Source organism: Ligilactobacillus acidipiscis (assembly GCF_900116935.1).
Classification (GTDB): domain Bacteria; phylum Bacillota; class Bacilli; order Lactobacillales; family Lactobacillaceae; genus Ligilactobacillus; species Ligilactobacillus acidipiscis.
Genome location: NZ_LT630287.1, coordinates 2,202,854 through 2,218,477 on the forward strand (window position 1 = coordinate 2,202,854; position 15,624 = coordinate 2,218,477).

The 15,624-nt window shown below is 37.7% G+C and carries 11 protein-coding genes and 1 pseudogene; 5 read left to right on the top strand and 7 right to left on the bottom strand.

The genetic code is table 11. The annotated features are described in order from the left end of the window. The first annotated feature begins 111 nt into the window (after positions 1-111). From BQ5903_RS10265 to BQ5903_RS10270, 3 genes and pseudogenes are all read left to right on the top strand, one after another. Positions 112-936 carry a hypothetical protein gene (locus tag BQ5903_RS10265; RefSeq protein ID WP_231920851.1) on the top strand — a complete coding sequence of 275 codons (825 nt, stop codon included), beginning with the start codon at positions 112-114 and terminating at the stop codon, positions 934-936. Next, a pseudogene (locus tag BQ5903_RS12585) lies at positions 936-1,031 on the top strand (KxYKxGKxW signal peptide domain-containing protein); the annotation flags it as partial. The gene BQ5903_RS10265 and the pseudogene BQ5903_RS12585, both read left to right, overlap by 1 nt. A 6-nt stretch (positions 1,032-1,037) precedes the next feature. Beyond that, on the top strand, positions 1,038-3,548 hold the full coding sequence (locus tag BQ5903_RS10270) for a lectin-like domain-containing protein (protein ID WP_231920852.1): 2,511 nt from the start codon (positions 1,038-1,040) through the stop codon (positions 3,546-3,548). A 186-nt stretch (positions 3,549-3,734) separates the two neighbouring features. Here BQ5903_RS10270 and BQ5903_RS12590 read toward each other — a convergent pair whose 3' ends face one another. The 4 genes from BQ5903_RS12590 to BQ5903_RS10285 all read right to left on the bottom strand — a co-directional run bounded on the left by BQ5903_RS12590 (position 3,735) and on the right by BQ5903_RS10285 (position 10,489). Continuing rightward, positions 3,735-3,860: a helix-turn-helix domain-containing protein gene (locus BQ5903_RS12590; protein ID WP_407936229.1), complete on the bottom strand. Its 126-nt coding sequence runs from the start codon at positions 3,858-3,860 to the stop codon at positions 3,735-3,737. 1 nt (position 3,861) lies between these two features. Continuing rightward, the gene (locus BQ5903_RS12595) at positions 3,862-3,993 is read right to left on the bottom strand and encodes a hypothetical protein (protein ID WP_407936220.1); all 132 of its coding nucleotides are present in this window, start codon (positions 3,991-3,993) and stop codon (positions 3,862-3,864) included. Continuing rightward, positions 3,980-4,348, bottom strand: coding sequence for a type II toxin-antitoxin system RelE/ParE family toxin (locus BQ5903_RS10280; protein ID WP_079579487.1), 369 nt, complete (start codon positions 4,346-4,348; stop codon positions 3,980-3,982). The genes BQ5903_RS12595 and BQ5903_RS10280 overlap by 14 nt, the downstream gene beginning before the upstream one ends. 186 nt (positions 4,349-4,534) lie before the next feature. Continuing rightward, positions 4,535-10,489 (bottom strand): Cna B-type domain-containing protein, encoded by a 5,955-nt coding sequence (locus BQ5903_RS10285; RefSeq protein ID WP_172823850.1) that lies wholly within the window; start codon positions 10,487-10,489, stop codon positions 4,535-4,537. Positions 10,490-10,981: 492 nt separating this feature from the next. Here BQ5903_RS10285 and BQ5903_RS10290 point away from each other — a divergent pair, with 492 nt between their 5' ends. Beyond that, positions 10,982-12,469 carry a hypothetical protein gene (locus tag BQ5903_RS10290; RefSeq protein WP_079579489.1) on the top strand — a complete coding sequence of 496 codons (1,488 nt, stop codon included), beginning with the start codon at positions 10,982-10,984 and terminating at the stop codon, positions 12,467-12,469. A gap of 103 nt (positions 12,470-12,572) precedes the next feature. Here BQ5903_RS10290 and BQ5903_RS10295 read toward each other — a convergent pair whose 3' ends face one another. Next, positions 12,573-13,430 carry a class A sortase gene (locus BQ5903_RS10295; RefSeq protein ID WP_231920853.1) on the bottom strand — a complete coding sequence of 286 codons (858 nt, stop codon included), beginning with the start codon at positions 13,428-13,430 and terminating at the stop codon, positions 12,573-12,575. 69 nt (positions 13,431-13,499) lie between these two features. Then, positions 13,500-14,099, bottom strand: a complete 600-nt coding sequence (locus BQ5903_RS10300) for a TetR/AcrR family transcriptional regulator (RefSeq protein ID WP_010497467.1) — start codon at positions 14,097-14,099, stop codon at positions 13,500-13,502. Between the two features lie 169 nt (positions 14,100-14,268). Between BQ5903_RS10300 and BQ5903_RS10305 the strand changes: the two genes are divergently transcribed. After that, positions 14,269-15,042 (top strand): sulfite exporter TauE/SafE family protein, encoded by a 774-nt coding sequence (locus BQ5903_RS10305; RefSeq protein ID WP_010497469.1) that lies wholly within the window; start codon positions 14,269-14,271, stop codon positions 15,040-15,042. A gap of 122 nt (positions 15,043-15,164) precedes the next feature. Here the strand turns inward: BQ5903_RS10305 and BQ5903_RS10310 are convergent, their stop codons facing one another. Continuing rightward, positions 15,165-15,614, bottom strand: coding sequence for a hypothetical protein (locus BQ5903_RS10310; RefSeq protein WP_010497471.1), 450 nt, complete (start codon positions 15,612-15,614; stop codon positions 15,165-15,167). Positions 15,615-15,624: the final 10 nt, after the last annotated feature.

Consider the following 15,624-nt stretch of genomic DNA (forward strand, 5'->3'; position numbering starts at 1 on the left):
ATAGGCCATTAGTGTTGCACTTAACTTGACAATTGAGGATGGAAATTAAGTCTTTCAAATACACAAAGAAAACAATTACTTTATTTTATCAGTATTGTGCACCTGAGAACCTTGAGCGGTAATACTCTGACGGATAATAATGAAAATAATATTATGGATACTGCAGATGACCCCCGTGTCAAAACTTTTGCAGAAATTATTAAAAAACAATATCAATTGCCGCAAAAGCAAGCATTAAGGGACTCGCGCTATTTCATGACTTTTCTAACTACTAACGACCTCTTAGAGGAAAAAAATTTTTTACAGCTCAAAAATTTGGCAGAAATAAAATATCTCACACAAAAACAATGTGTTGTTCTCGAAGAAGAATTACAGATCAATACCACAAAGCCAGAATATGAAAGCTTTGTAACTTCCTTGTTTAAGATCAATGCCAAGACACTTTCGCCATCTTTCTTCAACAACTCCTTTATTGATCCCAAACAAATTTTTTTCTTTCAAGAATCTTACCCGCAGGCAGATCAAATAGCTCTAAGCTTTGTTGAACTATGTGCTGCCAAGAGTGGAATATTACTGGACCAAGAGGAACTGACACAGCTTTATTATTCATATTTGTTTAATATCTTAAATGAGATCCCGATCAATATTTTTCGGGATAAAGTTAAGATCGCAATTGATTTTTCTCAAGGAGCAGTATATACGAAATATATTTATAATCAGGTCAAACAATTTGATAACTTGAATATCGTTATTACGAACAGTCTTTCAAATGATTGTGATATATACCTATCAAATATTTATGATCCGCTGATCAAGAAAAGGCAAGTTATTTGGGAAAATCCTCCGTTAGCCGAAGACTGGGCATTTCTAGGCGATGTGATCGTTGACGTCAAACAAAAGAAATATGGAAAAACAAGAGATGAGGAAACAAAATAATGTTTAATAACAATAATCCAAAAATACACTATAAAATGTATAAAGCTGGTAAACACTGGATTTTTGCTTCACTTACCCTTTTTTCCCTTGGGTTAGGCGGAGTGACTCTTTATAATCATTCTCTGCTAGCACAGGCCGCTACCATTCAGCAGGAAAAAACAGATGATGTACTTGCAGTAGACACAGCTGAACCTACGGAAGATAATGATGTAGTCCAAGAAAATCCGCAACAACGATCTTCGTTTAATGACAGTAACAAAGATGAAAAACAGCAGGTAATTTCTGCTCGCAAAACTACAGATCCTAAAAATGAGGTTACCAACTCTGAGCAGCAAACACCTCAAGTGACGGCTGATTCAACCCACAACTCAGGACAAAACGAGGCAAAAAATGATAAACATTCGCCACAGATAACTAGCCAAACAGGCAAGCAGGAGAAAGCGCAGCCAGACCAAGTGCCAACAAATAACACGAGCCAACAGGCTGCACAACCAACACAAGCCGCTGCACAAAAAGAAGAAGTGCAAAACCAGCAAACCTCTTCCAAAAAAGAATTGTCATATCAAGACTTACTGCACCAGTTGAAAGGGACTAACAACAACTATAGTCATGTTAACAAAGACAATTTCTTGGATTATTTTGTTTTGAATGGTGATGCCGACTATGATCCACAAACAGGAATCATGACCTTAGTACCAAATAAAAATGATCAAGTTGGTAATTTTACTTTAAAGAATAAAATTAACCTCGAGTATGATTTTAAATTGACAGGTTCGATCAATTTAGGTGCCGACAAAAACGGTGCAGATGGTATTGGTTTAGCTCTTCATAATGGCAACACTAACGACGTTGGTATCTCTGGCGGTAATAACGGGATCGCCGGCTTAGAAAATGCTTTCGGCTTTAAATTAGATACTTGGCACAACGATTACCAAGCGCCGAACCCAAACGGCAACTCCACTTCTGATCAGTTCGGCTGGGATAAAGACCCAGATACTGGTGGTCAACCATTTGGCGGTTTCGTAACAACCAGCAAGAAACGTCCTGGTGATGATACAAATAACCCTGAAGCATGGTGGGCTGAAACGGCTCAAAATAACGGCAAAAATGGCTACCAAATTTTGACCAAAGATATTATTGATGGCAGATTTCACGATTTTACTATCGAATATGACGGAAAAAGCCATGTGATGACACTAACTCTACAAGGGAATGGTCAAAGTTGGACATGGAGCAAAGAAGTTAACTTGAGTAACTTTGATAACAACTTGGCCGCTTTCATGATGGCTGCCTCAACGGGTGGTGCGAAAAACTTGCACCAATTTCAAATCGATAGTTTTGACTATGTGGCCAGCAAAAAAGCTGTGATCCATTACATTGATCAAAATACAGGTCAAGAACTTAGCGTTGACACTGTAGAAGGTATGACGGGGGAAAACATTGATTATTCAACTGCACAAAAGATCACAGGTTATCAAGACCAGGGTTACGAGTCAGTAACCGATGAATTTAACGGTGGACAGCGGTTTGATAACGATGCACTAACTGATCAAGTGTTCAATGTTTATTTAAAACATGGTATTCAAACTATCGTCGATAAAACAAACACAATTACTAACACAGTTCATTTTATTGATGAAGACGGTAACGAACTAGCTGAACCTTATAGTGAATCACTTAATTTTGAACATTCATATACATTCGACAAGGTCACTGGACAAATGGTGGCAGATTCTGAAAGATGGTCACCAGCTCAAAGATTTAATAACGTAGCTATTCCTGAAATTGCAGGCTATCATTCCAAAAATGAGGCTCCGCTATCAGAGGACGTCAATTACGATTCCGCTGACACAACACATTATATTGTCTACAGTAAGGATCCTGAACCGGTTGCGCCAGTTGAACCTGCTGAGCCTACTCAACCGATTGATCCTGTTAAACCAGTCGAACCAACTGAACCTGTTCAGCCAATCGGCCCTGCCAAGCCTGTTCAACCGACTGAACCTATTCTTCCAGTTGAACCTGTTGAACCAAACAACAACGAAAATCAAGAAGAGCAACAAACTTCTCAGACAGATACTGGTAACGATGAAAGTGTACTTTCTAACGTTTCAAAAGGCTATCCCGAGCCGTTTGAAAAGAACCCAGAACTTTCACAAGAATATGATATTCCTAAAAAAAATACAAAATTAGGGAATAACCCAAGTAATGTCTTATTTAATGACAAGAAACAGTTTCAAAAATCAAATGACGGCAAGTTGGCTTATTTGATTCTTGAAGATTTGCCACGTATCCGCCAAGAAAAGAGCAATCTTGGTGCTACAACTAGTAGTTTTCACAAAATAAATATCAAGGATAGTTTAAAAGATACTACTGATTCAAAGAAAAGTGCTGATATGCCAACTCCAAAAATAATTTTCGTTAAAACTTCTGCTAAAATCAGCGAGAAACAGCTCTATCAGCAAAACCAAACAACCTTTGCTAATTTTGAAAAGCAGCTTAAAAAAGTGCGAAATAATAATCCTGATCCCAAGAAAAATAATGTCACATCTTTGGGCAATTACCTGCAAACAATGTCAGGAAAAGTAATTGCAGGGACAGTAAAGATCTAACGAAATATTAGCGATATGTCTCAAAAAAACTCTAAATTCTTAAAGTACCCCAACTGAATTGTTGCACTTCAAAAGTTACGCTAAAACTGTATTTTTTCTACCAAAAAGTGTACGCAAAAAACAGCATTGATTTTTTTGATAAATCAATGCTGTTTTACTGTATAAATTACGTCCGCTATTAGCTTTTTATTTAACAAACTCAACGCGGATTGTTTTACCCATAGCGTGAGCAATTTCTGCCAATTTATCAAAGGTTACATTGTCGCCACGTTCGATGCGAGCAATGGTAGACTGCTCTTTCGGCCAAATCAGCTTAAGTTAAACCAGCTTCTTCACGTGCATAATATAGGGCAAGCGCGCTCGCAGAACGTTCCTTTTCAACACGGTAGTTTTTAGCAAATTCTGGGTCCTTTAATTCACAAGTTAAAATATCATTGATCTTCATTTTGATTCCTCCATTCTTTTCTTAAAGCAAGGGCATGATTAATTTCCGTTGGTGGCTTTTTTTGAGTTTTCTTGGTAAAGCCATGTGTGATCACGTAACGCGGTCCTTCAACGTGAAAATATAAGGCACGTTGAATATTTTTAGCAACCTTGCTACGTAGCTCATAGAGGTTCTTCTCCGTATCTATTTTTTTAACCCACGTCATCCGTTGTGCAACTAATAAACTTTGCTCTTGTGCATCCGTAATAACCTGCAACATTTTTGCCCGGTCTTTAAGTGATAGTTCTTGCAACCAATTGTCAAATTCATCATGACCATTAGAGCGTTCAAATGATTCAAATTCTGGATTTTCCATAAGTTTATTATGGCATATATAAAACTATTTTAAATATATATGCTATATAAATAGCAAAAAAATAACCGCATTAGCTCTGGGAAGCTAGCGATCATTATTTCTAAACAGAGAAAAAAGCAAAATAAAAACTGCCCATTCCTTGAAGAAACAGGCAGTTCAATTTCAAACCTTATTTACTTATACGTCTTATTCTTTATTCCGATTTTTTTTACTAAAAATATAAGCGCCAGTACCTAAAATGATCATGGCTAATAAAATTCCTACCATCACAAGATTTTCTGAATTCATTTCACCAGTCTTCGGCAAGAAAGCAGAAAGTCCATGTTTCTTTGCTTTTTGCCGACTAATATCTTGAGAATTACGTGGGTGATCATTCTTATTGTTCTTAGAATGATTATTTGGCACGATATCTTTGTCTTCCAAGGTATTAATTAGATCATAGCCATCAACCTGAGTTGTATATCCATCGACCCGATTTTCTGAAATAGCGTACTTGATTTCTTTCCCATTTTTGAATTTATCCAAGTCAGTAAAGTCATACTTCCAGTCATCTTTGGCCGTTACTGTCTGCGAGGCAACTTTCTGACCATCAGCTAACAAGTTAACGGTGATTTTGTTTGGCCGTTTGCCGTCTTGATCATCATTATCTTTCCATGTCTTCTGACCTGAAACGTTAGTCTTGATGATCTCATGCGTATTGGTAATATCGGTGCCATCGTAAGTTGTTTCATAACCAGCTACCGGCTCTTCTTGAACCGTGTACTTGATTTCTTTACCTACTTTGAATTTATCCAAGTCAGTAAAATCATACTTCCAGTCATCTTTGGCCGTTACTGTCTGCGAGGCAACTTTCTGACCATCAGCTAACAAGTTAACGGTGATTTTGTTTGGCCGTTTGCCGTCTTGATCATCATTATCTTTCCATGTCTTCTGACCTGAAACGTTAGTCTTGATGATCTCATGCGTATTGGTAATATCAGTGCCATCGTAATTTGTTTCATAACCAGCTACCGGCTCTTCTTGAACCGTGTACTTGATTTTTTTACCCGCTTTGAATTTATCCAAGTCAGTAAAGTCATACTTCCAGTCGTCTTTGGCTGTTACTGTCTGCGAGGCAACTTTCTGACCATCAGCTAACAAGTTAACGGTGATCTTGTTTGGCCGTTTGCCGTCTTGATCATCATTATCTTTCCATGTCTTCTGACCTGAAATGTTAGTCTTGATGATCTCATGCGTATTGGTAATATCAGTGCCATCGTAAGTTGTTTCATAACCAGCTACCGGCTCTTCTTGAACCGTGTACTTGATTTCTTTACCCGCTTTGAATTTATCCAAGTCAGTAAAATCATACTTCCAGTCGTCTTTGGCTGTTACTGTCTGTGAGGCAACTTTCTGACCATCAGCTAACAAGTTTACGGTGATCTTGTTTGGCCGTTTGCCATCTTGATCATCATTATCTTTCCATGTCTTCTGACCTGAAACGTTGGTCTTAGCGACTTTATGCGTATTAGTAATAATCATATTACCTTGATTATCGTTATTAACTTCAGAAGTATAACCATCCGGAATATCAACCTCTTTAACGGTATACTTAATATTTTTCTTCCCCTGACGTTGATTTAAGTCAGACCAAGTATAAGTCCAATTCTGGTCCTCGCTTAATTCAACTGGCTCCCCATAGGCCTTGTCATTCGCATAAAGCTGAACTTTAACATTTTTACGCAAACCATCTTGATCGTTTGCGTCATTCCAGGATTTAGTTACCGTAGCACTCGTTTTATCAGGTGTGTAGTTATTAACAATGTTTTTATTATCACTCACATCAGATGAATAATCAGGAACATTGTCCTCAGTTACTTTATATACGGCTTCTTTACCATTAACGTTCTTGTCTAAATCTTTAAATGAGTATTCCCAATTATCTTTGGCTGTGACTTTCTTAGAATCGATTTCTTTACCATTCTTCAATAAATGTATGGTAATACTATCCGGGCGATTACCATCCTGATCATTATTGTCGTTCCAAGTCTTCTTACCATTCAAAGTAAAGGTTTCTGGAGTATGGGTATTGGTAATACCGTATCCGTCTTTGTTTGTTGTTGGAGTGTACTTAGCAACCGGATCTTCCTTAACAGAATACGTTATTTCTTTGCCATCCTTATACTTATCGAGATTTTTAAAATTATACTCCCACCCATTTTCAGCGGTTACGACTTGGCTCTTGCCTGTGTCTTGATCATCAGCGAATAAGTGAACCGTGATCTGACTTGGACGAATGCCATCTTGGTTGTCTTTGTCATCCCAAGTCTTGTGTCCAGAAACATTAGTTTTAGCAACTTCATGCGTATTCGTAATGTTATACCCATCGATTTTGGACTCATAATCAGGAACTTGGTCTTCACTTACTGTATAGTTGATTTCTTTGCCATCTGCATCAAACTTGTCCAAGTTAGTAAAGTTGTACTTCCATTTTCCATCTGTTCTTGCCTGTACTTTTTTATCTTTAACTTTATCGCCGTTTGCAAGCAAATTAACAGTAATCTGACTTGGTCGTTTGCCATCTTGATTGTTCTTATCATTCCAAGTCTTGATTCCACTGACAGAAGTCTTTACTTTTTCATTCTCAACTGTTTCTGGAACGAGATGATCGCTATTTGCTTTTTTGTCATCGATAATTATTTTCTTATCTGCGGATTTCTGGTAACCAGGCAAAGTGGATTTTTCCACTAGGAAGTATGTCCCAGCTTTCAAATTATTCCACTGGATCTGCCCATCTTTATCAGTCGTACTTGTCCGGAAAACTTGTCCTTTAACTCTTTGTCCATTTTCTAATTTACTGGTCCATAGTTCAAAAGTTACTCCTGGCAATACTTTGTCAGGATGATCTTTATCAACTTTAGTTAGTTGATAGTTATAACTAGTACCAGTTGAAGAACCACCGCTATTTTGAACTACAATATCTTTTTCAACGGTCTTCCCGCCTTCTTTTAACCCTGTTGCTGTGACATCAGCCGTGTTGCCCAGAGTTGCCGAAGCTTCTGGAGTAGTGATCAAAGAACGATATTCAACCACATAAGAAGTTGAAATCTTATTTGTAAACTTAACTTTCATCGTTTGAACGCCAGTTGTTTGATTGGTCTCGATATCAACGGTATAGTCAGTACCTTGTGTGAGTTCATGACTCTTATCAATCGTAACTGATTTGCCATCTTCTGAAACCTTGGTACCATAAACATGCACATTGCCCTTTTCAATATACTGGCTACCAGTTGGATGATCAGTCACAGTCACATTATTCAAAGTTGACTGTTCCCGGTTTACATAAATGTCCCATAGTGCATATGAACTATCATCAGGGTCTTGTCGTCCAGTCTTGTAGGCAACTTCACCAGAATTTGGTACTGAAACTTGTGCGTTAACGTCTTGGTTTTGACCATTGTTGGTGTAAATTGCTGTATTGTCATAAGATTTCTGATCGATCACTTTACCTTCCAAACTAGTTTCATATGTCAAAACATAAGCACTATTTCCATCAGGCAAATTAGCAGTAATTGTCTTTGATGAGTCATCATAGTTAACCTTATCAGTTACATCGTTACCTGGTGTGTAGATACCGTTTTTATTAATAGTTGCTACTTTTAATTGAGCACTGCCAGGTACATAAGTTGGGTCTCCCTCCAATTTATCTACGATCTTTGCATTCTTTAACTCGCGTTGATTATAGTTGACTACCACCGTCCAGGTAATGTGCTTACTAGTAGCATTATAACTGCCAGACTTCGTAGCGTTGGAAACATACTCATCTCTAGGAGTAAATTTAGCTTCTTTCTCATTATTGTGTTCGACACCGTTAATGTCAGTCCAAGTAGCCTTGATACCATTCGTCCATGATTTTTGACCTTCGCTTAACTTGCTGGTATCAAAACTAGTGGTGTAGGTCAGTTTGTATTGATGAGGTGCTGACTTCTTTAATTCACCCAAGAATTCGATCTTAAAGCCATTGTCGGTTTTACTGATCTTATAGTCTTTATCTAATTCTAGGTCATTTTTAGCGTCAGTATCAATTAACTTCACTGACTCTTCATTTAAAGTTAAGCCTTCAGGCAGAGTATCTTCAGCCGACCAATTCTTCATATCTTGCCGGCCTGAGTTGATCGTCACATTCCAACCAACAGTTTTCTGATTATAATCAACCGCACCGCGTGCTTTAACAATCCCCTGTTCATTGATTTTTCCTCCAGCATTAACTGGGGTTTCACCATTACTTGAAACTGAGTTATTAACACCCGTTGAACCTTTGATCGGACCGGTCACTTTTGTGCTATAAGTGATCTTAACTGCCTGCTCTAAATCTTTAGTAAAGGTGATCGTCATTTCCTTGTCACCATTATGAGTTACCGTATAGTCAGATTCTGGAACTTTTTGACCTTCGCTAGGGCCATCCAAATAGACCAATGTTGGTTGTCCATCGTACTTTTGATCACCAGTTAATTTATCAATTAACTTGGTACCTGCTGACAATTTTTTATCGCCATTATTGTAATTGATAGTCCAATCCAGCTTTTGATTATTATGAGTATCTGACATCGACTTTTCAAGCAATTTACCATAAGAAACAATCGCAGTTGCTTTTGCAGAATATTTTTCCCCCTTGTTAGTTAAAATTGCTTTATTGTCAAACGAAACATTTCCACCTTTATCTGGAATCGAACTGGCCTCAATATCCGTTGTGTAAATTACTCTGAATGCCTGGTTCGTTTTAGCATAATCCCCAATTAAAGTGATTTTACCGGCAGCATCCACTGTGTAATCCTTATCAGCTATGAGCGTTGTTTCCACACCAGTTATGTTGCCATCATTGTTTATTTTGAGAACTTGCACAACAGGAGCAACAGATTCACTCATTTGCAAACCTTCTGGCAGCTGGTCAGTTATTTGCGCGTTATTAAGTTCATTTAAACTAGTATTAATATCCACATTCCACTGAATGCTCTTGGGATTTTTTGCAGGATCATTGCTACGAACACTCTTAGCAATGTCATTTCCGCCCTTAGGATGCACAACGATCTGATGGTTGATTGGTCCAGAAGTCGTGTCGATCGTAATTTCATTTTCGCCGGGTTCATTGACATTTAACCGAACCTTAGAGTACTCGAATGTTCCATGAATGTCTGAAGCATTTTCAACTTTTTCATTAAAAGTAAATCTAACAGTTCCATCAGCCTTAATTGAATAGGAGGCATAATTACCTAAGTCTCCATTAGATTGCGGTTTATATTGCACATTAGCTGGCAGTTTAAACTCAAAATAATCACCAGCTTTGATGCTATGACCGTTTCGCAATTCATTCGGAATCGCCCACTGATATTTAAATGATACTTGGCTATCAGGAGTAATCTGATCTTCTGTTATGTCATTACCCTTTGCATCAGAAAATTTGAATTCAGCACCAGTAATGATCGTTCCCTTTGATTTTTCTGGCAGATATTGTTTGATATCTTCTCCCACTTCGGCCTGAGCTTGCACTTTAGAAACGCTTTTCTTAGCGCCAGCTGCTTTTTTAGCCGTAGTGGTTGAAGAACTTGAACTAGTAGAACTTGAGCTAGAGTTTACTGAAGTATTGCTAGTTTCTTGTGAACTGCTTGTTTCTGATGACTTACTCATCTCTTGTTCATTACTTGCAGGTGCACTTTGTTTGTTAGCTAAATTGACAGTTGCATTTAGTTGCCCACTGGTAAAAATTACCTGGCTAGCCATATTGTCATCAGCAAAAACAACTGGCACTTTAACTTGGGTTGAAACTTTACCATTAATATCAAAATCAATTTGCTGATCTTTGATTTGATATGTACCGACATTCTCCCCGTTTGTGTTAACTAGCTTGGTTGCTGGAATTTGCTTCACACGCGCATCCGAAGATAAACTGATTTTCTCAGCTTTATTTTCTTCATTTGGATTGTACAAACTAAGATTTAATTCTGCTTCATTGTCACCCTTTGTTTTAGCAGCCATACTGGTGATCCCAGTCGGAACTTCAGCTGCTGTCACTTGAACCAATGGCATAAACAGTTGGGCAACTAAAGTCAGTGACATTAAAAGCGCATATAACTTAGTTAGATATTTTGCTTTTTTATTACTCATATTATTCTTCCTTTCTCTCAGAAAATGCCTTGAGTGTTTATGGGTTTTCAACTGTGTATAAACATTTATGAAAGTCAATCGCCAACTGAAACTAAACATTCTGAGCTTTAATTTTTCTCGGAACTAACTTCATTGCTCTTGATACAGGTCTACATTGCAGTATATCCAAAATTATGGACAAATTTTCCTTTTCAAAAACAAATTGATATCAACTTTTTTCTTTCCGATTAAAAAGTTGAGACGGTCCATTCCCAAACAAAAACAGTAAGTCTTTTAACGGAGGCTTACTGTTGATATAACAAGCTTTTATACATGTCTTAATTTTTTGTCAACGACTTTTACAGTTGCCAAATGCCCTGCAACAAGGTCTTAAATTTTTACCTGTTTTCAAAATAAATGATACATTCAGCAATTTGAATTACCCAATTGATCAGTACTTTAGTAAGATATGTATGAGAGTTAACTTTATATGAAGATTGGGGGGTGATCAGAATGTTACAATCATTTATTCCTTTTTTAGATAAAGAAAGATATCTTACTGTTTGTTTCTTTGAGTTTTTTTCAAACAGAGGATCAACAAAGAACACAGTTTCATTTTCTGAGTTACAGGACAACCTAGAAATCAGCTCTTATAACTTACAAAAAGTGCTTTCAACTGCACAAAATCTATGTAGTCAGATTTCTGGACTTAAACTAGAACAAGCACAGGATAAAAAGATAACCTTAACTGGTTTGACCACACTAAAATTAAAAAAAATCATTTTATATGAGGCACATCACTCATTACGTTTTAAAATTTTTATTCACATCACCTTGCGTCCTAAGGGCTATTCAGATACTGAATTTCAACAAAAACAAGGTATCAGTCGCGCAACCTATTTTCGAATAAAGAATCTTTTGTTAAACGACATTAATACTGACATAAATAATAATATGAATTCTAGTGAAGCATATAGTCGCTATTACATTTATAGTGTGATCTACTACTTTTCCTACCTTAACTTTATTGATGATAGTTCTGGGAAAAAAGACATTGCCGCAAGCATTAATTACATCATATTGCTGCTCAAGCTTAGTCCCACAAATATTCAGCGTAAACAGCATCTATATTTTGTTACAGTCTGCTACTGGCGCAGCAAAATTGGTTATAAAATGTCAGAAAACGATGAAAAATACCTTGCAGATTTAAAAAAGACCCCAGATATCAAAAAAATCGTTGATTACTTGAATAAAGTCTGGGCAAGTTCTGTGATCAGCGCCTATAGGATCACTAATTTTGTTTTGACCTTTTTGGTAACTATCGAAGAACTTAATACTGACATGCTGTCGAACTTACAAGACTATGATTCAGTAGAGAAACTCACACATCAACAAATAGCGCTTATCCATCAATCATTAGGTGAAAATTTTTCTCAGATCAGTTTATTTTCTTTAACTAATAAATTATTAAAGATAAACGCTAAAATGTTAGTTCCAGTTTACCTAGATACTTCCTATAATAGGATGAAAGATTGGAATTTTTATGAGGATTCCTACGTGTCGATTGCTCGCTTAGCCAAACAGCTCTTACAATGTCGTGCTGACTTTAAATCCGCTCGACCGTTGGGAAAAAATGAGAACACACAGTTGTATTACTCATACCTATTCGCCATTTTCTCTGAGATCCCTGCCACAGCGTTCTCCGATCAAGTTCGCATAGCAGTTGATTTTTCGCAGGGGATCGAATATACCGACTACATCAAGAAAAAATTGGAAGAAATGGCTTTGTTAAATATCCAAATTGACAGGTTTGTTAATCCTAAAACGGACATTTATATAACAAATAATTTTGACCCAACTTTTAAAAATGATCAGGTTGTGTGGGATCATCCACCGTTAACTAAGGATATGGTCAATTTGCGTGAACTGATCGTAAGAGTCAAAAATGCTAAGCACAAAAAAACTGCCAATAATAACTTAAGCAGTAACACAGAGAATTAAATTCTCTTACAAATCCTAAAAGTAAAAAAATACCAGATAAAGAGATTGAATCTCTCGTTATCCGGTATTTTTTCATTTAATTATTACTTGGTAGTTTCATCTTTCAATTTACATTTTTTGTTCCGCCTGCATCTCCATTGCTGCCTTCTTCAGTTCCTGGGTTAAACCAATCTACTCGGGCATTAGTCGGTTGCTTAGTCAGGTCAAAATAGTTCACAGCCTTAACTGGTGCTTTCCGCCAGGAATATTGCTTGACTATAGTCCCCTCCGTAATGATCCGGTATTGCGTGCTAGGGTATAGACACGTAATAATAGTAACTCGTGCTTTTTTGGTTGGATTCAAAACACTGACATCAGTCGGCTTGACGATATGTTGACGCACGATGCGATATTCATAGATCCCCTTTTGGTTTGCCAAGTAGATTCGTTCTCCATTCAACCAATCATTATCATGTAGTTTGCCATTCACGATATAAGGTTCATCTTGTTCCAAGTTTTGCTGGAGCGGACTAAAACCAGTTTTACCATCATAAAAATTATGACTTGCGAGTCCATAATTGCTGACGCCCATTTGCGGCTGCTTTTTTCCCTCTGGATCCACTTCATTGCGGTTAGCATAATCAGCACCGGTTGCAAGTCCCTTTTTGGAGTATGCATCATCAAAGACCGGCTGCAAGATCTTGACCCGAGGCACACTGACAAAGCCTTGCTTGGTCAATCCCTTATCCTTTTGGGTTTGGCGCATAATCTGGTCACGGATCTTTTGGCGCTTTTGCCAGGACATACTATCGTTATCTTGTTCATTGTGCTTAAAATAAGCATCTTGTTGCTGGTGATTAAAAAAGTTTTGCATACCAAACCAGTTTTCCTGATAGCTAGTATAGCCTAACAGGCCCAGGCCTGCCAAAATTAACAGAAATGACAGCATGGTCCAAAGCCAATTATGTTTTTTCTTCATCATTCATTTTCCTCAAAGTTATTTTTACTTGCTGTTTAGTTTACAGCGTACAGATTAATTATTCAATTTCTATTATTTACCAGTCTGCTTCTTTTCTTGGCATGAAATATGCCAGCCAAGCTGCGAGGCGACCCCTTGATTTAAAACATTTGTCAGCAAAGCGATGATTTCTGCTGCTTTGGGGCGATCGCTTCGTTTAAAATAAAAGATCAGAGCTGTCAATAAGATCGAAGCCGTTGTTTCTACCAAGAAATCTACTTCAAAATTAGTTTGTCCTTTTCTTTGACCTAAATGAGCTTTGATCATCTGATCAAGGATATCAGTTAATTTACCCCTAAAAGCAGGATCACCATTCGCTCCTAAAAGGACCTGATAATAATCCTTATATTTTTGATATAAGGCCATGCAGTGCTGCACCGACAAAGAAATGTCATCCTTAGCGATAATTTTTTTTACGGCTGGTTGGGTCAAGTCGGGTAAAAGCTGCTCTTCGAATTTGTCTAATAAATCATACATATCAGCAAAATATGCATAAAAAGTGCTTCGATTACAATCAGCTAGTTCAATGACTTCACGCACAGTGATCTGGCTGATCTTTTTTTCTTGATATAACTGCCAAAAAGCACTCATTATCTTCTGCTCTGTATTCGTGATTTTTCCTATCCGTGACAATATAGTACCATTCCTCTCTAGCTTAGTACCCGACAAAAACACCTAAATTGTTGATTGCTGCTGTCTTTGAAATAAGTATAATTTTTAATTACAGGCACATTTTGTGGCATTTAACCACAAACGTTTGCCAAATAATTGAACTAATAATTTAACAAAGGAGACAAGAGACATGCAATTTATTATCTTAGCGCTCGTTGGTTTAGTCATGGGGATCGCAACCGTCATCACTGGTGGAGGTGCCGGCGCAATATACGTCAGTGTGTTGACGATCTTCTTCAATATCTCACCTGCAGTAGCCACCGCTACTTCACTAGCTACCATGTTTCCAACTGCTGCGGTCAGTGCCTACTTGCACGCTCGTTCTTCCAACGTTAACTTTAAAATCGGCTGGACCATGCTTGGTTGGGGAACGATCGGTGCTTTAGTCGGTTCATATTTTTCTAATGACATTCCAGATAATGATTATAACACGCTGATCGGAGTTGTTATCATTGCTTTGACTGTCTTGATGATCATCAAGAAAAGAAAGCCGACTGACATCAAAAGCGAAGAACATGAAAATAAAAATAAAAAATTTTTGCAGGCCAGCTTTTTCGGGATCGTCAGCGGACTTCTCTCAGGCTTAGTTGGGACTAGCGGAACAACTGCGATCATTGCAGGACTCACTTTATTAGGTTGTACAACAATGCAAACTGTCGGAACTTCCGTTTTCGTTTTGGCTGGGATCTCTTTAGTCGGATTCCTGATGCGGGTAGGCGTTGGTACAGTTGACTGGCCGCTAGCTGCAGCACTCGCTGGCAGCGCGATAGTTGGTGCAATTTTAGGAACATTTTTACTAAAAAAATCAGTCACAAAAAAATCGTCTTCTCAAAACAACAGCTTGATCGATGCACTGATCATTATCGGCAATCTGGCAATGGGGATCGCCTTACTCTTTAAATAAACTGCACGCAGATCACCGTAAATTTTGATCATAAAATAATACACCGAGCTAAAATCGTCCCCCAAGTATTAGACTTAAAACCTATAATATGTAACATTCAAGGACAGAATGACTTTTTTGGTTTAGAGCCAGGCGGGAGTATTAGTATCATTTAAAGGCACGAGAGTTTCATTGGCTCCCACTAACAATGGGACATCGCCTTCCCTCGCCCATGCAATGATAGTTTCTTCCGGATAATTCATCTTTTGGGCACACGCAGCTACGGTGATTGCTTCTTGTTTATTAAAAATCATACTCAAATAATTGATATGCTCAAGTTGTCTTTTTTCATTGATGCTCCGCTGATTTTGCTTAGTTAGTGGTACAATAGTTGCTCCATTTTCTTCATCTAATAAGGGAATGTTGCCGTCTTGCGCCCATTTAGCGACTGTTTTAACAGTATAACCGGACAATTTAGCTACTTGTTGCACCGTATTGATGCGTTCATCATTAAAGGCATCGCGTAATTTAATGATCCGTTGATTTCTTTTCTCATTACTAGCTTCTCCCAAAATCCCCAAATTTCCCACCATCACTCTTCCC